At 69.2% G+C, this 17,202-nt stretch carries 19 protein-coding genes; 14 read left to right on the top strand and 5 right to left on the bottom strand.

Going from position 1 to position 17,202, the window contains the following annotated elements; genetic code table 11:
* Positions 1–2 precede the first annotated feature (2 nt).
* A complete protein-coding gene (locus BWO91_RS11680; RefSeq protein WP_079002679.1) occupies positions 3–917 on the bottom strand; it encodes a hypothetical protein in 915 nt (304 codons plus the stop codon).
* A gap of 236 nt (positions 918–1,153) precedes the next feature.
* Between BWO91_RS11680 and BWO91_RS11675 the strand changes: the two genes are divergently transcribed.
* Positions 1,154–2,152, top strand: coding sequence for a methylenetetrahydrofolate reductase (locus tag BWO91_RS11675; protein ID WP_079002678.1), 999 nt, complete (start codon positions 1,154–1,156; stop codon positions 2,150–2,152).
* Positions 2,149–4,476: a 5-methyltetrahydropteroyltriglutamate--homocysteine S-methyltransferase gene (gene metE / locus BWO91_RS11670; protein WP_079002677.1), complete on the top strand. Its 2,328-nt coding sequence runs from the start codon at positions 2,149–2,151 to the stop codon at positions 4,474–4,476. Before BWO91_RS11675 ends, metE begins: the two co-directional genes overlap by 4 nt.
* Before the next feature lie 84 nt (positions 4,477–4,560).
* Here metE and lexA read toward each other — a convergent pair whose 3' ends face one another.
* A complete protein-coding gene (lexA, locus tag BWO91_RS11665) occupies positions 4,561–5,259 on the bottom strand; it encodes a transcriptional repressor LexA (protein ID WP_071262299.1) in 699 nt (232 codons plus the stop codon).
* A 271-nt stretch (positions 5,260–5,530) separates the two neighbouring features.
* Here lexA and BWO91_RS11660 point away from each other — a divergent pair, with 271 nt between their 5' ends.
* The 3 genes from BWO91_RS11660 (at position 5,531) to BWO91_RS11650 (ending at position 8,584) form a co-directional block, all read left to right on the top strand.
* A complete protein-coding gene (locus BWO91_RS11660; RefSeq protein ID WP_079002676.1) occupies positions 5,531–5,923 on the top strand; it encodes a LysM peptidoglycan-binding domain-containing protein in 393 nt (130 codons plus the stop codon).
* An 89-nt stretch (positions 5,924–6,012) separates the two neighbouring features.
* On the top strand, positions 6,013–7,473 hold the full coding sequence (locus tag BWO91_RS11655; protein WP_079002675.1) for an amino acid permease: 1,461 nt from the start codon (positions 6,013–6,015) through the stop codon (positions 7,471–7,473).
* A gap of 31 nt (positions 7,474–7,504) precedes the next feature.
* Entirely contained in the window at positions 7,505–8,584 is a 1,080-nt protein-coding gene (locus BWO91_RS11650; protein ID WP_079002674.1) for a histidinol-phosphate transaminase, read from the top strand.
* Between the two features lie 33 nt (positions 8,585–8,617).
* On the opposite strand, the gene sufU is transcribed toward BWO91_RS11650, so the two are convergent.
* Complete coding sequence (gene sufU / locus BWO91_RS11645) at positions 8,618–9,055, bottom strand: Fe-S cluster assembly sulfur transfer protein SufU (RefSeq protein WP_064294429.1); 438 nt, start codon at positions 9,053–9,055, stop codon at positions 8,618–8,620.
* Complete coding sequence (locus BWO91_RS11640) at positions 9,052–10,359, bottom strand: SufS family cysteine desulfurase (protein WP_079002673.1); 1,308 nt, start codon at positions 10,357–10,359, stop codon at positions 9,052–9,054. The genes sufU and BWO91_RS11640 overlap by 4 nt, the downstream gene beginning before the upstream one ends.
* 110 nt (positions 10,360–10,469) lie before the next feature.
* On the opposite strand from BWO91_RS11640, the gene hisB reads away from it, so the two are divergent.
* From hisB to BWO91_RS11620, 4 genes are all read left to right on the top strand, one after another.
* Entirely contained in the window at positions 10,470–11,078 is a 609-nt protein-coding gene (hisB, locus tag BWO91_RS11635; RefSeq protein WP_064294427.1) for an imidazoleglycerol-phosphate dehydratase HisB, read from the top strand.
* Positions 11,075–11,710 carry an imidazole glycerol phosphate synthase subunit HisH gene (hisH, locus tag BWO91_RS11630; protein ID WP_071262295.1) on the top strand — a complete coding sequence of 212 codons (636 nt, stop codon included), beginning with the start codon at positions 11,075–11,077 and terminating at the stop codon, positions 11,708–11,710. Before hisB ends, hisH begins: the two co-directional genes overlap by 4 nt.
* Before the next feature lie 85 nt (positions 11,711–11,795).
* Positions 11,796–12,542, top strand: a complete 747-nt coding sequence (gene priA / locus BWO91_RS11625; RefSeq protein ID WP_064294425.1) for a bifunctional 1-(5-phosphoribosyl)-5-((5-phosphoribosylamino)methylideneamino)imidazole-4-carboxamide isomerase/phosphoribosylanthranilate isomerase PriA — start codon at positions 11,796–11,798, stop codon at positions 12,540–12,542.
* Positions 12,526–13,353: an SseB family protein gene (locus tag BWO91_RS11620; RefSeq protein ID WP_079002672.1), complete on the top strand. Its 828-nt coding sequence runs from the start codon at positions 12,526–12,528 to the stop codon at positions 13,351–13,353. The genes priA and BWO91_RS11620 overlap by 17 nt, the downstream gene beginning before the upstream one ends.
* A gap of 27 nt (positions 13,354–13,380) precedes the next feature.
* Here the strand turns inward: BWO91_RS11620 and BWO91_RS11615 are convergent, their stop codons facing one another.
* The gene (locus BWO91_RS11615; protein WP_056012072.1) at positions 13,381–13,752 is read right to left on the bottom strand and encodes a DUF1844 domain-containing protein; all 372 of its coding nucleotides are present in this window, start codon (positions 13,750–13,752) and stop codon (positions 13,381–13,383) included.
* 230 nt (positions 13,753–13,982) lie between these two features.
* Here BWO91_RS11615 and infC point away from each other — a divergent pair, with 230 nt between their 5' ends.
* The 5 genes from infC (at position 13,983) to BWO91_RS11590 (ending at position 17,116) form a co-directional block, all read left to right on the top strand.
* Positions 13,983–14,648 (top strand): translation initiation factor IF-3, encoded by a 666-nt coding sequence (gene infC, locus BWO91_RS11610; protein ID WP_194719021.1) that lies wholly within the window; start codon positions 13,983–13,985, stop codon positions 14,646–14,648.
* A 15-nt stretch (positions 14,649–14,663) separates the two neighbouring features.
* Positions 14,664–14,858 (top strand): 50S ribosomal protein L35, encoded by a 195-nt coding sequence (gene rpmI / locus BWO91_RS11605; RefSeq protein ID WP_056012069.1) that lies wholly within the window; start codon positions 14,664–14,666, stop codon positions 14,856–14,858.
* A 27-nt stretch (positions 14,859–14,885) separates the two neighbouring features.
* On the top strand, positions 14,886–15,272 hold the full coding sequence (gene rplT, locus BWO91_RS11600; protein WP_064294422.1) for a 50S ribosomal protein L20: 387 nt from the start codon (positions 14,886–14,888) through the stop codon (positions 15,270–15,272).
* A 102-nt stretch (positions 15,273–15,374) separates the two neighbouring features.
* Positions 15,375–16,175, top strand: a complete 801-nt coding sequence (locus tag BWO91_RS11595) for a TrmH family RNA methyltransferase (RefSeq protein WP_079002670.1) — start codon at positions 15,375–15,377, stop codon at positions 16,173–16,175.
* A 221-nt stretch (positions 16,176–16,396) separates the two neighbouring features.
* Positions 16,397–17,116 carry an amino acid ABC transporter ATP-binding protein gene (locus BWO91_RS11590; RefSeq protein WP_064294513.1) on the top strand — a complete coding sequence of 240 codons (720 nt, stop codon included), beginning with the start codon at positions 16,397–16,399 and terminating at the stop codon, positions 17,114–17,116.
* The last annotated feature ends 86 nt before the right edge of the window (positions 17,117–17,202 follow it).

The raw sequence follows: 17,202 nt of genomic DNA, 5'->3' as shown, positions 1-17,202 counted from the left end.
CCTCACACGCAGCGCGCGCGGACGGCATCCTTGAGCGCCTCCGCCGTGTCGGCGTCGAGCGGGAGGGTCATGACGGCCTCCGGGCCGTCGTCGATCCGCACGACGAGTGGGAAGAGGGTCCCCACCTTGTCCTCCGCCAGGGCGTGCGGGTCGCACCGGGTCGGCACGACCCGCAGCTCGATGGACTGCGGACCGCTTGCGGCGTCGACGCTCAGGCTGAGCGGCCAGTCCTGAGGCGGGTCACCGCCGTCGTCCGTCGGCGCCGGTCGCAGCAGCACCGTCGACCGCAGCGCGACGAACTCCAGCCGACCCGGAGCGCCGGTCGGTACCGCCGTGACCGTCAGGACGGCGACCGTCGTGGCTCCGGCACCTTCGAGGCGGATCCCGGGAGCGGCGGCCACCTCGGCGATGCGCTGCACCGCCCCCACCGTGCACGTCGAGGCACGGATCCGCTGCAGCGCGTTCGTCGGATCGGACAGGCCGGATGCGGTGAGGACCGCGCCGTCCTCGAGTCGGAGCTGGAGATCGACCTGCACGTCCTCGTCGTGTGCGTCGCAGTCGATCGGTGGCAGCTCGACGGCGAGATCCGTGGTCTGTCCAGCGCGGATCGTCGAGGATCGGTCCCGGACGGTCGGCGCGGTGAACGCCGAACCCGCCAGCTCGAGTCCGACGATCGTGATGTCGTGGTCGCCGCCGTTGCCGACCCGGACGATCGCGGCGTCGCTCGCGTACTGATCGCGGTTCTGGCGGAACTCGATCACGAGCTCCTCCGCTGAGGCTGCGCGCGTCGTCGGCGGTACGGGCGAGCCGACAGCCGTGCACCCGGACACGGCGAGCACCACCGCCACGCAGGACGCGATGACGCGCGAGCCGAGCGCTGGACGCTCGTCGCCCCGGTGCCTGGTGCCCACGGTCATGGCATCAGCGTAGGACCGGAGCGCCGCCGGGGGAATATGTCGCAGGATGACGCTGTCGGACGGATGTCCGTCGCGCGGATCGTCGGGCGTTGCTATCGTCGTGCGCATCGTAACCGCCCTCACCGGCGGAATCGGAGCGACAGCCGAGCCCGGCACCCGCCCACGACACACCAGCGGAACCGCTGCGTGCTGCGTGGTCGCCGGCTCTCGATCCGCTGCCACCGAGACGAGACCCCATGACCATGACGGAGCCCGCCTGTCCCGGGCGTACCCCCTTCTCCTTCGAGCTGTACCCGCCCAAGACACTCGACGGCGGCATCGCGCTCGCACGGACGGTCGAGCACCTGGCCGCCGCCGGCCCGGAGTTCATCTCGGTCACCTTCGGCGCCGGCGGTTCCTCGCGAACGGCGAGCCTGGACGTGCTGCGGAGCATCCGGACGTCGACCTCGGTGGACCCGATGGCCCATCTCACCTGCGTCGGTTCGACGCACGCGCAGGCCAGCCGACTCATCAAGGACTTCCTCGATGCCGGGGTGCACAGTTTCCTCGCGCTCCGTGGCGACCCGCCCGCCGGAGCCGTCGAGGGCGACGCCTTCCTCGGTGATCTGGCGAGTGCCGCGGAACTCGTGCAGCTCATCGGCCGGGTCAGTGCCGAGCACGAGCCCTACGCCGAGGGGTCGCTGGTCGGCCTCCCGGGCGCGGTGCAGCTCGGGCGACGCCATCGGCCGCGGATCGCGGTCGCCGCGTTCCCCAACGGACACCCGCGCTCGCGGTCGACGACGCAGGACCTCGACACCCTGTTGGCCAAGCAGGCGGCTGGGGCGACGCTCGCCATCACCCAGCTCTTCTTCCACGCCGACGACTACCTCGCCTTCGTCGAACGCGCGAGACGTCACGGCGTCACCATGCCCATCCTGCCGGGCGTGATGCCCATCACGAGTCCGGCGCGGTTGCGTCGAGTGCTCGAACTCAGCGGCGAGGCGCTGCCGAGCGACCTGGCCATCGCGCTCGAGGTCGAGCCGGACGAAGCGGGACGGATCGACATCGGCACCGACTACTCCGCGAGGCTCATCCGCGACGTCGTCGCGGGCGGCGCGCCGGGCGTCCACCTCTACGCCTTCAACCAGCATCGGACGGTGCTCGACGTGTTGCACCGTGCCGGCATCCCCGTGCAAGGCGGCCGACCGGTCCGTCATCCCATCCCCGATCCACTCACCAGCAAGGACGCACGATGAACCCCGCCTCCGCATTCCCCGTCGGCACCATCCTCGGCTACCCGCGCATCGGGCCGAACCGGGAGTTGAAGCGCGCCGTCGAGTCCTTCTGGGCCGGCCGGATCGACGCCGAGGCGCTCGAGCGGACGGCATCCGAGCTGCGCGCCGCCACGCGTGCCCGCCTCGCGGGGCTCGGCCTCGACCCGACGAACGCCGCGATCCCCGAGAGCTTCTCGTTCTACGACCAGGTCCTGGACGCCGCGCTCACCGTCGGTGCCGTCCCGGAGCGCTTCTCGTCGCTCCTCGGGGCCGACGGTCGGGTCGACCTCGCCGGGGCGTTCACGATCGCCCGTGGCGCCGGCGACCTGGCCCCGCTCGAGATGACGAAGTGGTTCGACTCGAACTACCACTACCTCGTCCCGGAGATCGGCGAGTCGACGCCGTTCGCGCTCTCCGACGACCGGGTGGTCGAGCAGTTCCGCGAGGGCCTCGCCGAGGGGTACGTGACGCGGCCGGTCATCGTGGGCCCCGTGACGTTCCTGCTGCTGTCCAAGGCGGCCGAGGGGGCCTCAGCGGGATTCGCCCCGATCGATCGACTGGAGGCGTTGCTGCCCGTGTACGCGGAACTCCTCCAGCGCCTCGCCGCTGCCGGCGCGCCCTGGGTGCAGCTCGACGAACCCGCACTGGTGTCGGAGACGTTCGACGTGCCGAGGTCGACGGTCCTCGCGGCGCTCGAACGATCGACGGCCGTCCTGTCCGCCGTGTCGGACCGCCCGGCGATCTTCGTCGCGGCTCCCTACGGTGCCTTGGGCGACGCCCTCCCGGTGCTCGCCGAGTCGGGGGTCGAGGCTGTCGGTGTCGACCTCGTCCGAGGAGGCCTGCCGGACTCGTCTCTCGGACTCGCCACGAAGACCGTCGTCGCGGGGGTGATCGACGGCCACAACGTGTGGCGCGGCGACCTGGCGGCCGCGGCCGACCTGCTCGCGAGCGCGGCGGAGCGCTTCCCGCAGCTCGCGGTGTCCACCTCGACGTCCCTCCTCCACGTCCCGCACGACGTGTCGGTGGAGACGAAGCTCGACCCCCGTCTCCGGAGCTGGCTCGCCTTCGCCGACCAGAAGGTGGATCAGATCGCGGTCCTCGCACGCGGTCTCACCCAAGGGCGCGCGGCGATCGCGGCCGAGCTCACCGCAGCGTCGGCCGCGCTCGACGATCGGCTGGCCGCGCCCGGGGTCATCGATGCCACCATCCGCGCACGGACGGCAGCGCTCGCACCAGCGGACTTCACCCGAGACGATTACCAGGAGCGCGCCACGGCGCAGGAGCAGGCGCTCGGCCTGCCGTTCCTCCCGACGACGACGATCGGCTCCTTCCCGCAGACCGGCGACATCCGTCGCGCCCGCGCGCAGCGGGTCGCCGGGACGCTCGACGAGGAGGCCTACGTCGCGACGATGCGCGCGGAGATCGGGCGCGTCGTGGCGCTGCAGGAGGACCTCGGCATCGACGTCGTCGTCCACGGTGAGCCCGAGCGCAACGACATGGTCCAGTACTTCGCCGAGCACCTCGACGGGTTCGCCGTGACGGAGCACGGGTGGGTGCAGTCCTACGGTTCGCGATGCACCCGTCCGTCGATCCTGTGGGGTGACGTCTCGCGGCTGGCGCCGATCACGGTCGAGTGGTCGGCCTACACGCAGTCATTGACCACCAAGCCGGTGAAGGGCATGCTCACGGGCCCGGTGACGATCCTCGCGTGGTCGTTCGTGCGCGACGACGAACCGCTCGCCGAGACGGCGAACCAGGTCGCCCTCGCCCTGCGTGACGAGATCGCCGACCTGGAGCGGGCCGGCATCCGCATCATCCAGGTCGACGAACCCGCACTCCGCGAGCTGCTCCCGCTCCGGCGGGCCGACCAGGGGCGGTACCTCGACTGGTCGGTGGGCTCCTTCCGGCTGGCGACCGCGGGCGTGCGCGTCGAGACCCAGATCCACACCCACCTCTGCTACTCGGAGTTCGGGGTGGTGATCGACGCGATCCGACGACTGGACGCCGACGTGACGAGCATCGAGGCGGCACGGTCTCGGATGGAGGTCGTGTCCGACATCCGGGCGAGTGGTTTCGACCACGGCATCGGCCCGGGCGTCTACGACATCCACTCGCCTCGGGTGCCGAGCGTCGCGGAAGTGACCGCGTTGCTCGAGATCGCGCTGGAGGGGATCCCACAGCGCCAGGTCTGGGTGAACCCGGACTGCGGGCTCAAGACGCGAGGCTACGAGGAGACGGTCGCCTCCCTCGCCAACATCGTCGAGGCCACGCGTGTCGTCCGCGCACGAGTCGGTGCGACCGGCTGACGTCGTCGGTCCGGCACGGATGTGGGCCGGGACGATCCACGGATCGTCGCGGCCCACATGGATGTGGCGGAGTGGTCCGGTCGGTCAGACCGTGCGGAGCACGGCGACGACCTTGCCGAGGACCTCGGCGTGGTCGCCGAGGATCGGCTCGAAGGCCGAGTTCCGAGGGAGCAGCCAGGTGTGGCCGTCGCGCTGGCGGAACACCTTCACGGTCGCCTCCTCGTCGAGCATGGCCGCGACGATCTCGCCGTTCTCAGCGGTCTTCTGCTCGCGGATGACGACCCAGTCGCCGTCACAGATCGCGGCGTCGACCATCGAGTCGCCGACGACCTTCAGCATGAACAGACTGCCCTTGCCGACCAGCTGGCGGGGCAGGGGGAAGATCTCCTCGACCTGCTGCTCGGCCGTGATCGGGATGCCGGCGGCGATGCGACCGACGAGCGGGACCATGGCGGCGTCACCGACCGGGGGAGCGGAGTCGGGATCGCTGCCCTCGACGGCGCTCGGCAGGTCGATGAGCACCTCGATGGCGCGGGGACGGTTGGGATCGCGTCGGAGGTATCCGCTGAGTTCGAGCTGTCCGAGTTGGTGCGTGACACTCGACAGGGAGGCGAGCCCGACGGCGTCGCCGATCTCCCGCATGCTCGGCGGATAGCCGCGCTGCGAGACCGAGCGTTGGATGACGTCGAGGATTGCCAGCTGCTTGTCGCTCAGGCTCTTCCGTCGCCGGGTGCCGCCGATCTGGCGCTCCCGGGCTCCGTCGCCCGCCGTGTTCGCTGCCATCTTCGCTCCTGCCCTGATCGGCTGTCGGTGACCGATGTCGGTGGGTGGTGGTGTACTGCTTCCAACACTCGAAACTGTATCCGCACCGGCTCGTCCAGACAAACATCTGTTCGAGCGTGTCGCCGATCCCGCGCGTCTCAGGTACGAAGACAGGGTTGAGTATTCGAACAATCGAAGATATATTCGGAACACAGGTTCGTATCCGGCACTCCTGGCCGAGTGTCGGATACGAGTCCTCATCACACGATGAGCACACTCTTGGAGGGTTGACATGAGCGCAGCACTGATCGGGTCCCACCGGGCGCTTCCCGCACGGACGGCGCAGGTACCGACGTCAGACGCACCGTCTACACGCCGACTCCGCCTGACGAAGCGCGGTCGTGTCGTCTTCACCACGCTCGCCGCCATCCCGCTGGTCATCGGCGTCGCGGTCGTCGGACTCTCCGCAGGCGGTGCCGCGGCCAACACGGCGGCGGCTGGAGCCACGTTCACGTACATCACGGTCGACCCGGGCGAGTCGCTCTGGCAGCTGGCCGAGTCCATCGCACCCGACGCCGACCCGCGCGACGTCATCGCCGAGATCATGAACCTCAACCAGCTCAGCACCGCCGGTGTCGAGCCGGGGCAGCGCCTGGCGATCCCGCAGCGGTACGCGGCCGAGTAGGCCGACAATCGGCGGGTCCCTCCGCGCTGGTTCTCAGCTATCGTCGATGGCGCGGTGCAACGACGCCCGCAGCATCGTCGGAGGCAAGCATGAGTACAGACGATCGGAGCCGCTCGCTGCTCCGGAAGAAGCCGATCGCGGAGATCGAGGATGAGACCTCCGGTTCGAAGCTGTTCAAAAGTCTCGGGCTCTGGCAACTCACGGCCATCGGGGTCGGTGGCATCATCGGGGTGGGGATCTTCTCACTCGCCGGACTCGTCGCTCACGGGAGCGATACCTCGCCCGCTGTCGGGCCGGCGGTCCTCTTCTCGTTCCTGATCGCGGGGCTCGCCTCCGCGGCCGCGGCGTTGTCGTACGCGGAGTTCGCCGGCATGATCCCGAGAGCCGGGTCCGCCTACACCTACGGGTATGTGGCGCTCGGCGAGATCATCGGCTGGTTCATCGGCTGGGACCTGTTGCTCGAGTACATCGCGATCGTCGCGGTGGTCGCGATCGGGATCTCCGGCTACTTCGACGCCTTCCTGTCCGGCATCGGGATCCACATGCCGGACTGGATGACCTCGACCGCCGACGAGGGGAAGGGCGGCCTCGTCAACCTCCCCGCCATCTTCGTCTCTCTCCTCGTGACCTTCATCCTGAGCCGAGGGACGAAGGCCTTCGGTCGATTCGAGCTCGTCGCGGTCGGGATCAAGGTCCTGCTCATCCTGTTCATCATCGGCCTCGGTGTCTTTTACATCGACGGACAGAACTACGATCCGTTCCTCCCGAGCGGTTTCGGGCCGGTGTTCGCCGGTGCCGCGACGGTCTTCTTCGCGGTCTTCGGATACGACGCGATGAGCACGGCCGCCGAGGAGGCGAAGGACGGCAAGAAGCACATGCCGAAGGCGATCATCCTCTCCCTCATCATCGCGATGCTCCTGTACGTCGCGGCCACGCTCGTCCTGACCGGCATGCAGAACTACACCGACATCGACCCCACGGCCGGGTTCGCATCGGCGTTCCAGAGCGTCGGTCTGCCCGTGGTCGCGACGATCATCTCCGTCTTCGCGGTCCTGTCGATCCTCACCGTGATGCTGACGTTCCTGTTGGGCGTCACCCGCGTGTGGTTCTCGATGAGTCGCGACGGTCTCCTGCCGCGATGGTTCTCGCGCACGGACCGGCGAGGCGTGCCGCAGCGGGTGACCTGGATCGCCGGCGGCGCGGCAGCCGTCTTCGCCGGTGTGTTCCCGATCAAGCAGGTCGCCGACCTCACGAACATCGGCATCCTGGCCGCCTTCATCGTGGTCTGCGTGTCGGTGATCGTGTTCCGGTACACGAAGCCGGATGAGCCCCGCTCCTTCCGGTTGCCGTTGATGCCGTTCGTCCCGGCGTTCGGCGTCCTGGCGTCCGGCTTCCTGATCCTGCAGCTGCACTGGGAGACCTGGCTACGGTTCGGGGTGTGGCTCGTGATCGGTCTCATCGTCTACTTCGCCTACGGGCGACGCCACTCGCTGTTGAACCCGGCGAGCCCCCGCCACGAGGTCCTTCGTCGGGAGCGCCAGGCGGAGTGAGCGCGCCGGTCGGAGTGGCTAGCATTGTGGGGTGACCGCTCTCGACGACCTCCCCATCCGCGACGACCTCCGAGGACAGCGCCCGTACGGCGCTCCCCAGGCCCTGGTGCCGGTGGCGCTCAACGTCAACGAGAACACGCACCCCATCCCTGAAGCGGTCGCGCACGACATCGTCGCCTCGCTCGCGTCGGCGGTCCTCACGGTGAACCGGTACCCCGATCGCGAGTTCACGGAACTCCGGGAGGCGCTGGCGGGATACCTGGGCCACGGGGTGACCCCGGAGCAGATCTGGGCGGGGAACGGCTCGAACGAAGTGCTGCAGCACATCCTGCAGGCCTTCGGTGGTCCCGGGCGATCGCTCCTCGGGTTCACGCCGACGTACTCGATGTATCCGCTCCTGGCCGCCGGCGTCGGCACCAGGTGGATCCCCGCGACTCGCGACGCCGAGTTCGAGCTCTCGCCCGAGACCGCCGCGCGTCAGGTGGCCGAGGCGGATCCCGACCTCGTGTTCCTCTGCTCGCCGAACAACCCCACCGGGACACCGTTGTCGCTCGAGACCGTCACCGCGGTGTACGAGGCGTCGCGGGGCATGGTGATCGTCGACGAAGCGTATGCGGAGTTCGCACCCGACGACGAGGCGAGCGCGCTCACCCTGCTGGAGGGGCGTCCGCGCCTGATCGTCTCCAGGACGATGAGCAAGGCCTTCGCCTTCGCCGGGGTCCGCCTCGGGTACCTCGCCGCCGACCCCGCGGTCGTCGACGCGCTGAGACTCGTCCGGCTCCCGTATCACCTGAGCGCCCTGACGCAGGCGGCCGCGACCGCCGCACTTCGGCACGCCGACGAGATGCTGGCGATGGTCGACGACATCCGGACCCAGCGCGATCGTCTCGTCGTCGAGCTCGCGCGTCTCGGCTACGACCCAAGGCGGAGCGGATCCAACTTCGTCCTGTTCGGCGGCGTCGCCGATCCGCACGCGGCGTTCGAGGCGCTCTTCGCGCGGGGGATCCTCATCCGCGACGTCGGCATCCCGAACCACCTGCGGGTCACCGCGGGCACCGAAGCGGAGACGACCGCGTTCCTCGAAGCCCTGGCGGCGATCAGCCCCGCCTGACCAGGCCATCGGCGGGCGGAGGTGGCGCGCCGCTCAGGGCAGGCGGGAGATGGCCTCCTCGGCCGCGACCCATGGGAGCATGGCGCACTTGACGCGCGCGATGTAGCGCGAGACGCCACTGAACGCCGCAGCGTCTCCGAACCGTTCCTCGTCGAACTCGAGCGTGCCCCGCGAGCGGATCACCGTGCGGAACTCGTCGATCAGAGCCTCGAGCTCGGCCGGGGTGAGGCCTGCCGCGAGGTCGCTCAGGCAGGAGCTCGACGCCTGCGAGATCGAGCAGCCGTGCCCCTCCCAGGCGATCGGTGCGAGACGACCGTCGGGCCCGGGATGGAGCTGCAGGGTGACCTCGTCGCCGCAGGTGGGGTTGAGCTGATGCGACTCGGCGGCGGGCGCCTCCCGCAAGCCGAAGCCGTGGCGCTGGCGGGCGTGGTCGAGGATGAGCTCCTGGTAGAGGCTCTCCAGGCCGCTCACCGGGACACCCCGAAGAACGGACCGACGAGCGTGGCAGCCTCGAGGAAGGCGTCGATCTCGGCCTCCGTCGTGTAGAGGTAGCTGCTGGCGCGGGTGGAGGCGGTGAGCCCCAATCGGCGGTGGAGTGGTTGTGCGCAGTGGTGACCGACGCGGACCGCGATGCCGCGATCGTCGAAGAACTGACCGACGTCGTGAGCGTGCACACCGGCGAGGTCGAAGCTCGCGAGCCCGGCGCGAGGTGTCCCGGGCGGCGGGCCGATGAGCGTGACGCCGGGGGTGGCGGCGAGTCCGGCCGCGAGACGCTGTCCGTAGGCCGCCTCGGTGGCGTGGACACGGTCCATGCCGACCGCTTGCAGGAACCGGACGGCGCTCGCGAGGGCGATCGCCTGCGACACCGGCTGGGTCCCCGCCTCGAACCGCTGCGGCGCGGGAAGGAACTCCGCGCCTTCGAGTGTGACGGTCGTGATCATCGACCCGCCGGTGAGGAAGGGCGGAAGGGCGTCGAGCAGCTGACGGCGACCCCAGAGCGCACCGATCCCGTTGGGACCGAGCATCTTGTGGCCGGAGAACACGAGGAAGTCGACGCCGAGGGACGCGACGTCGACGGGCAGGTGCGGCACGGACTGGCAGGCGTCGAGCACGGTCAGCGCGCCGACGCGTTCGGCGAGGCCGACGAGCTCGGAGACCGGCGCGATCGCCCCGGTGACGTTGGACACGTGCGCGAAGGCGATGATGCGCGTGCGTTCGCCGATGATGTCGTCCACGGCGTCCAAGCGCAGCACGCCGTGGTCGTCGACCGGGAGGTGACGGAGGGTCGCACCGGTGCGTGCTGCGAGTTGCTGCCAGGGGATGAGGTTCGCGTGGTGTTCGAGTTCCGTGACGACGATCTCGTCGCCTGGACCGAGTCGGAACCGCTCGGCGGCAGCACCGCCGAGACCGGCGCTCGCGTTCCCGATGGCCCCGGCGATGAGGTTGAGGGCCGCGGTCGCGCCGGAGGTCCAGACGAGTTCCCGCTCGTCGGCACCGATGAACGCGGCGACGGTCGCGCGAGCGTCCTCGAAGAGCTCCGTCGCCTCGGCGGCCAGGAGGTGGGCTCCACGGTGGACGGCGGCGTTCCGGTGCGTCGCGTAGTCGCGCTCCGCGTCGATAACCTCGATCGGACGTTGCGAGGTGGCGCCGGAGTCCAGATAGACGAGCGGGTGTCCGTTCATCTCCCGGGCGAGGATCGGGAACCGTTCACGGAGAGCGGCGATCTCCGTCGCGTCGAGTGGGACGGCCGGGGCGATGCTGGGTGTGGAAGTCATGACCTCTCAACGATAGGCGTCGGCAGAGCCTGGTGCAGCCGGATGACGCGACGATCCACACCCGTCGACACACGGCGTGCAGCTTCGGTGCGCTCGATACACTGGATCCCATGACCACCCAGCAGCGCACGGCCCGGATCCAGCGCGCGACGAGCGAGTCCAGCATCGAGCTGGAACTGGACCTCGACGGCACCGGCACGAGCAGCATCGAGACCTCCGTCCCGTTCTACGACCACCTGCTCACGGCCTTCGCGAAGCACTCGCTGACCGACCTGACCGTCCGGGCGACGGGCGATGTCGACATCGACGTCCACCACACGGTCGAGGACGTCGGGATCGTCCTGGGCCAGGCGATCCGTCAGGCGCTCGGCGACAAGGCCGGCATCTCCCGGTACGGCGACGCACTGGTCCCGCTCGACGAGGCCCTCGTGCAGGCCGTCGTCGACATCTCCGGTCGTCCGTACCTCGTGCACGGCGGGGAACCGGCCGGATTCGAGTTCCACCTGATCGGTGGGCACTTCACGGGTTCGATGGTGCGTCACGTCTTCGAGGCGATCACCTTCAACGCGGGCCTCACCGTGCACGTGAACGTCCTCGGCGGACGCGATCCGCACCACATCGCCGAAGCGGAGTTCAAGGCGTTCGCGCGGGCCTTCCGGCAGGCGAAGGCATTCGACCCGCTGGTCCAGGGCATCCCGTCGACGAAGGGCGCGTTGTGAGTGCACGCCCGTCGGTGGTCGTCCTCGACTACGGCTCCGGCAACGTGCACTCCGCCGTCAAGGCCCTCGAGCTCGCCGGCGCAGACGTCGTGCTGACGGGCGACCGTCAGGCGGCCCAGGCCGCCGACGGTCTCGTCGTGCCAGGGGTCGGTGCCTTCGACGCGGTGATCGGCGCACTCCGTTCCTCCCACGGCGACGAGGTCATCGACCGCCGTCTCGCGGGAGGGCGTCCGGTCCTCGGCATCTGCGTGGGGATGCAGGTCATGTTCGAGCGTGGCGTGGAGCGCGGGTCCGAGGCCGACGGCCTGGGGGAGTGGCCCGGTGCGGTCACGGAACTCGAAGCGCCCGTCCTGCCGCACATGGGCTGGAACACGGTGTCGCCGGACGCGGGGTCCGTGCTCTTCGACGGCCTCGCCGACGAGCGCTTCTACTTCGTCCACTCCTATGCCGCACAGCAGTGGACCCTCGAGGTCATGCCGCCGTTCCCCGAGCCGCGCCTCACCTGGGCGACCCACGGCGTGCCGTTCCTCGCAGCCGTCGAGAACGGTCCGCTGTCGGCGACGCAGTTCCACCCGGAGAAGTCGGGCGACGCCGGTATCCGCCTGCTGTCCAACTGGCTCGGCACCCTGTAGCCGACTAGGATCAGGTGCTTGTGCCGCGAGGCATGCTGTGCGCCGGGAACCGAGGGGCTCGCAGCTCCCGAAGAGACGGTGGATCATGAACGAGTTCAACACGACGGCCGGACTGACGCTGCTCCCCGCGATCGACATCGTGGACGGCAAGGCCGTCCGGTTGACGCGCGGCGAGGCCGGTTCGGAGACGAACTACGGTGAGCCCGTCGACGCAGCCCTGGACTGGGCCCGTCAGGGGGCGGAGTGGATCCACCTCGTCGACCTCGACGCCGCGTTCGGTCGTGGTGACAACCGGTCGATCATCCGCAAGGTCATCTCGAAGGCGCGCGGCGTCAACATCGAGCTGTCGGGCGGCATCCGCGACGACGCCTCCCTCGAGCAGGCGCTCGAGACGGGCGTCGCGCGCGTCAACCTCGGGACCGCGGCGCTCGAGAACCCCGAGTGGGCCGCGAGCGTCATCGCCCAGTACGGCGAGGCGATCGCGGTCGGCCTCGACGTCCGTGGCACGACGCTCGCCGCTCGCGGCTGGACGCAGGACGCCGGCGACCTGTGGACGGTCCTCGACCGCCTCGAGGAGGCGGGCTGTGCACGCTACGTCGTGACGGACGTCACGAAGGACGGCACGATGCAGGGGCCGAACATCGACCTGCTCCGACAGGTGCTCGAGCGCACGGAGCGGCCGGTGGTGGCCTCCGGCGGCATCTCGAGCCTCGACGACCTGGTCGCACTGCGCGAGTTGGTCCCCCTGGGGCTCGAGGGCGCCATCATCGGGAAGGCGCTCTACAACGGCGCATTCACCCTGGCCGAGGCGCTGGATGTCTCGGGCCGCTGACGAATCCTCCGCGCCCGACCGTCACGGTCCTTCAGGCGGGCATGCCCACCCGGCGGCAGGTGGTGCCGACTCGGCCGGCCAGCCCTGGGCGGGTCGGAGCTTCCAGCCGAACGCGAGTTCCGGTGACGACGGCAGTGCGCCCGAGCGGCTGATCGAGTCCCTGCGACGCTTCCGAGCCGGCGAGGTCGGCGAGGCCGAGGTCGTCGACGCGTTCCGGGACTCCCGCCTGCTCATCCCGCTCGTGGCCCACCTCGGTGAGGCCGGCGAGAACGAGCAGGGTCAGCTGGTCGACAAGTCCCAGGAGCTGTCCATCGTGACCGTGACGGGTCCGGACGGCCGCACCGTGCTCCCGGTCTTCAGCTCGGTGCAGGCGATGTCCGCGTGGAACCGGACGGCGAGGCCGATCCCGGCCGACGGCGTCCGGGTCGCCCTGGCGGCCGCGAGCGAGCAGACGGACGTCGTGGTCCTCGATCCGACGTCGAGCACCGAGTTCGCCGTACGCCGACCCGCGCTGTGGGCGATCGCGCAGTCGCAGCCGTGGACGCCGAGCTTCGCGGACGCGCTGGTGCGCGGCGCGTTCGAGCGGTCGATCGAGCAGGAGCTCGCCGTCGTGAGCGTGCGCCTGCGAGCCGGAGACCCGGAGGCGAAGCTCGCCGGGTCCGAGCTCGTGGTCGAGCTCGGCCTGCTGCAGGGGCTGACCCAGCAGGAGCTCGACGCGGTGCTGGCGCGGCTCGCTCAGCGCTGGGCCGCGGACGAGGTCATCGCGACGCGCGTCGACTCGCTCGCGGTGTCGCTCCGCCCCGCCGACTGATCGGCGAGGCGGAGCGCCGCGCTGCGATCAGGTGACCGGCCCGGTCCACTTCTCGCCGGGACCCTTGCCGATGGGATCCTGGATGGTGGACGCCTCCCGGAAGGCGAGCTGGAGGGATCGCAGGCCGTCGCGCAGCGAGCGGGCATGCATGTCGCTGATCTCCGGGGCTCCCGCGGTGATGAGCCCGGCGAGGGCGTTGATGAGCTTGCGGGCCTCGTCGAGGTCCGTCTGGGCGTCGGGCGCGTCCGCGAGGCCGCACTTGACCGCTGCAGCGCTCATGAGGTGCACGGCGGCCGTGGTGATGACCTCGACGGCGGGGACGTCGGCGATGTCCCGGGTGGCCTGATCGGCCCCTCCCGACTCGTCGTCGTGGTCGTACGGGCTGGTGGTGTTGTTCACGTGGATCCTCTGTTAGACTCGTGCGGTGCTCCGAGACATGTCTCGGTACGAAAGAGGAGATTCTCCCACCCGCGCTCGACCGCTTCACAAGGTTACCGGGTTGTCACGCTCCGCCTGTCGCTTCACCGCTTCGGGTAGCAGGGCGTGGTGCCTTCCGACAGGTGTTCTGAACACCGGCGGAGGGTACGGGTGTGTGGTGAACCGATTTCGTCGCGTCGCAGGTATCGGACCTGGTCGCGTGGCATCCCACCCAGTCAGAGGAGCTCCGCATCAGCGATCCCCGTACCAATGACCGTATCCGCGTCCCGGAGGTCCGACTCGTCGGTCCCGGCGGAGAACAGGTCGGCGTCGTCAAAATCGAGGTCGCCCTTCGCCTCGCGCAGGAAGCGGATCTCGACCTCGTCGAGGTCGCACCCAACTCCAAGCCGCCCGTCGCGAAGATCATGGACTACGGCAAGTTCAAGTACGAGGCTGCGCAGAAGGCCAAAGAGGCCCGGCGCAACCAGGCGAACACGATCCTCAAAGAGGTCCGGTTCCGCCTCAAGATCGACCAGCACGACTACGAGACCAAGCGCAAGCGCGCCGAGGGCTTCCTCAAGGCCGGTGACAAGGTGAAAGCCATGATCCAGTTCCGCGGCCGCGAGCAGTCCCGCCCAGAGCAGGGCGTCCGCCTGCTCCAGAAGTTCGCCGAGGACGTGTCCGAGTGGGGCACCGTCGAGTCCACCCCCATGGTCGACGGTCGCAACATGGTGATGGTCGTCGGTCCGCTCAAGAACAAGTCCGAGGCGAAAGCCGAAGCCAACGCACAACGTGCGGCATCCAAGGCACGTCCGGCTGAAGCCGACGAAGCCGACGAGGCTGCTCCGGTGGAGTCATCCACCGACGAGAACCGATAAGAAACGAGGAATCCCATGCCGAAGCAGAAGACCCACTCCGGGGCCAAGAAGCGATTCAAGGTCACCGGCAGCGGCAAGCTGATGAAGCAGCAGGCCGGTATGCGACACAACCTGGAGAGCAAGTCCAGCCGTCGCACCCGTCGCCTGAACCAGGACCAGGTGCTGGCGCCCGCCGACGCCAAGGTCATGAAGAAGCTGCTCGGTCGCTAGACCGTTTACCCGTAAGGAACTAGGAACATGGCAAGAGTCAAAAGGGCGGTCAACGCTCACAAGAAGCGTCGCGTCATCCTCGAGCGCGCCGCCGGTTACCGCGGTCAGCGTTCGCGTCTGTACCGCAAGGCCAAGGAGCAGGTCACTCACTCCCTCGTCTACTCGTACCGCGACCGTCGTGCGCGCAAGGGTGACTTCCGTCGCCTCTGGATCCAGCGCATCAACGCGGCTTCGCGTGCCAACGGCATGACGTACAACCGCTTCATCCAGGGTCTCGGCCTCGCCGGGATCGAGGTCGACCGCCGTATCCTCGCGGACCTCGCGGTTCACGAGCCCGCCACCTTCGCGGCCCTCGTCGCGTCGGCCAAGGCCGCACTGCCCGCCGACACCTCGGCACCCAAGGTCTCCGCCTAGTCGGAAGCCCTGCGTCCGACCGGACGACGTGTTCGAACGGCCCGATCCCACCAGGGATCGGGCCGTTTCGTCTGTCCGGAGTGCGACCCATAGGATGGGTGCGTGCTTGACAATCCGCGGTCACCGCGCGTCCGTTCCGTCGCCAAACTCGCCAAGCGTCCGGCGAGACAGGAGACCGGCCTGTTCCTCCTCGAAGGACCGCAGGCGGTGTCGGAGGCCCTGCAGTTCCGGCCCGACCTGATCCTCGAGCTGTACGCGACGCCGACGGCCCTCGAGCGCTACACCGACATCGGGGCCGCGGCCACCGATGCGGGACTCGAGGTCGAGTTCGTCACCGAGCAGGTGCTGGAGTCGATGGCCGACACCGTCACGCCGCAGGGGTTCATCGCGGTCGCGCAGCAGTTCCCGACCTCCATCAAGGACATCTTCGCCGGGGAGCCGCAGCTCGTCGTCATCCTGGAGGAGGTCCGGGACCCGGGCAACCTCGGGACGATCATCCGAGCCGCCGACGCCGCCGGAGCGGACGCCGTCGTCCTGAGCGGACGGACCGTGGACCTCTACAACCCGAAGGTCGTGCGCTCCACGACCGGCTCGCTCTTCCACCTGCCCGTCGCGGTCGGTGTCGAGCTGCCCACCGTGCTGGAACGGGCCCGTGCGGCGGGACTGCAGACGCTCGCGGCCGACATCAAGGGCGAGGACCTCCTCGTGGTCCGGTCGGAAGGCGTGCTCGCGAAGCCGACGGCATGGGTGTTCGGCAACGAGGCCAGGGGACTCACCGACGAGCACCTCGAGCTCGTCGACCGTGCGGTTACGGTACCGATCTACGGCCGTGCCGAGAGCATGAACCTGGCCACCGCGGCGTCGGTGTGCGTCTTCGAGAGCGCGTTCGCGCAGCACGCCTGAGCGTCTGAGGCGTCGACCGTCGAGGTTACGAAACGGTAACCGTAGCGCTTCCGTCATGCGCACGAAACACACGGTCACCTAGTTTGGGTTACATGGAGCCAACAGTGTCCCCGAACTCCGGCCCGGCGGAACCCGATGCAGCAGCCTCGCATGGTGCCGCCGGCGTATACGAGACCACGAGCAACCCGATCCAGGCAGGGCGCGGCGAGCCCCTCGTCGTCATGGAGAACGTCGAGAAGCACTACGGCGAGTTCCACGCCCTGAAGGACATCAACCTCACCGTCAACAAGGGCGAGGTCGTCGTCGTGATCGGACCGTCCGGGTCCGGCAAGTCGACCCTCTGCCGGACGATCAACCGGCTCGAGACGATCAGCTCGGGGGAGATCCGGATCGACGGCAAGAAGCTGCCGGAGGAGGGCAAGCAGCTCGCCGAGCTGCGCGCCGACGTCGGCATGGTGTTCCAGTCGTTCAACCTGTTCGCGCACAAGACGATCCGCGAGAACGTCACCCTCGGCCCGATCAAGGTGCGCAAGCAGAAGAAGCGCGACGCCGACGATGCGGCGAAGGTGCTGCTCGAGCGCGTCGGCATCGGCGTGCAGGCCGACAAGCTGCCGGCACAGTTGTCCGGCGGGCAGCAGCAGCGTGTGGCGATCGCCCGCGCCCTCGCGATGAAGCCGAAGGTCATGCTGTTCGACGAACCGACCTCGGCCCTCGACCCCGAGATGATCAACGAGGTCCTCGACGTCATGGTGCAGCTCGCCGGTGAGGGCATGACCATGATCGTCGTCACCCACGAGATGGGCTTCGCCAGGAAGGCCGCCGATCGCGTCGTCTTCATGGCCGATGGCGAGATCCTCGAGGACACCGACCCCGAGTCGTTCTTCACGAACCCGCAGTCCGAGCGGGCGAAGGACTTCCTGTCGAAGCTCCTCACCCACTGACCCATCCGACTCCGGATCGCGCGACCCGCGCGGCGACCCGGAACTGACCAACCGATCGGCCCGTCCCGGGCACCAAGGAAGGAAGG

Origin of the sequence: Plantibacter flavus (genome assembly GCF_002024505.1) — a bacterium.
Classification (GTDB): domain Bacteria; phylum Actinomycetota; class Actinomycetes; order Actinomycetales; family Microbacteriaceae; genus Plantibacter; species Plantibacter flavus_A.
The sequence above is the reverse complement of the archived record's forward strand: the minus strand, read 5'-3'. Positions and strand labels throughout refer to the sequence as shown.

Coding starts and splice junctions, on each gene's coding strand:
- metE (WP_079002677.1), top strand. CDS start 2,149: ATGAACCCCGCCTCCGCATTCCCCGTCGGCACCATCCTCGGCTACCCG.
- hisB (WP_064294427.1), top strand. CDS start 10,470: ATGACCACCCAGCAGCGCACGGCCCGGATCCAGCGCGCGACGAGCGAG.
- rpmI (WP_056012069.1), top strand. CDS start 14,664: ATGCCGAAGCAGAAGACCCACTCCGGGGCCAAGAAGCGATTCAAGGTC.
- BWO91_RS11660 (WP_079002676.1), top strand. CDS start 5,531: ATGAGCGCAGCACTGATCGGGTCCCACCGGGCGCTTCCCGCACGGACG.
- BWO91_RS11675 (WP_079002678.1), top strand. CDS start 1,154: ATGACCATGACGGAGCCCGCCTGTCCCGGGCGTACCCCCTTCTCCTTC.
- priA (WP_064294425.1), top strand. CDS start 11,796: ATGAACGAGTTCAACACGACGGCCGGACTGACGCTGCTCCCCGCGATC.
- BWO91_RS11655 (WP_079002675.1), top strand. CDS start 6,013: ATGAGTACAGACGATCGGAGCCGCTCGCTGCTCCGGAAGAAGCCGATC.
- BWO91_RS11620 (WP_079002672.1), top strand. CDS start 12,526: ATGTCTCGGGCCGCTGACGAATCCTCCGCGCCCGACCGTCACGGTCCT.
- BWO91_RS11590 (WP_064294513.1), top strand. CDS start 16,397: ATGGAGAACGTCGAGAAGCACTACGGCGAGTTCCACGCCCTGAAGGAC.
- BWO91_RS11640 (WP_079002673.1), bottom strand. CDS start 10,359: ATGACTTCCACACCCAGCATCGCCCCGGCCGTCCCACTCGACGCGACG.
- lexA (WP_071262299.1), bottom strand. CDS start 5,259: ATGGCAGCGAACACGGCGGGCGACGGAGCCCGGGAGCGCCAGATCGGC.
- rplT (WP_064294422.1), top strand. CDS start 14,886: ATGGCAAGAGTCAAAAGGGCGGTCAACGCTCACAAGAAGCGTCGCGTC.
- BWO91_RS11680 (WP_079002679.1), bottom strand. CDS start 917: ATGACCGTGGGCACCAGGCACCGGGGCGACGAGCGTCCAGCGCTCGGC.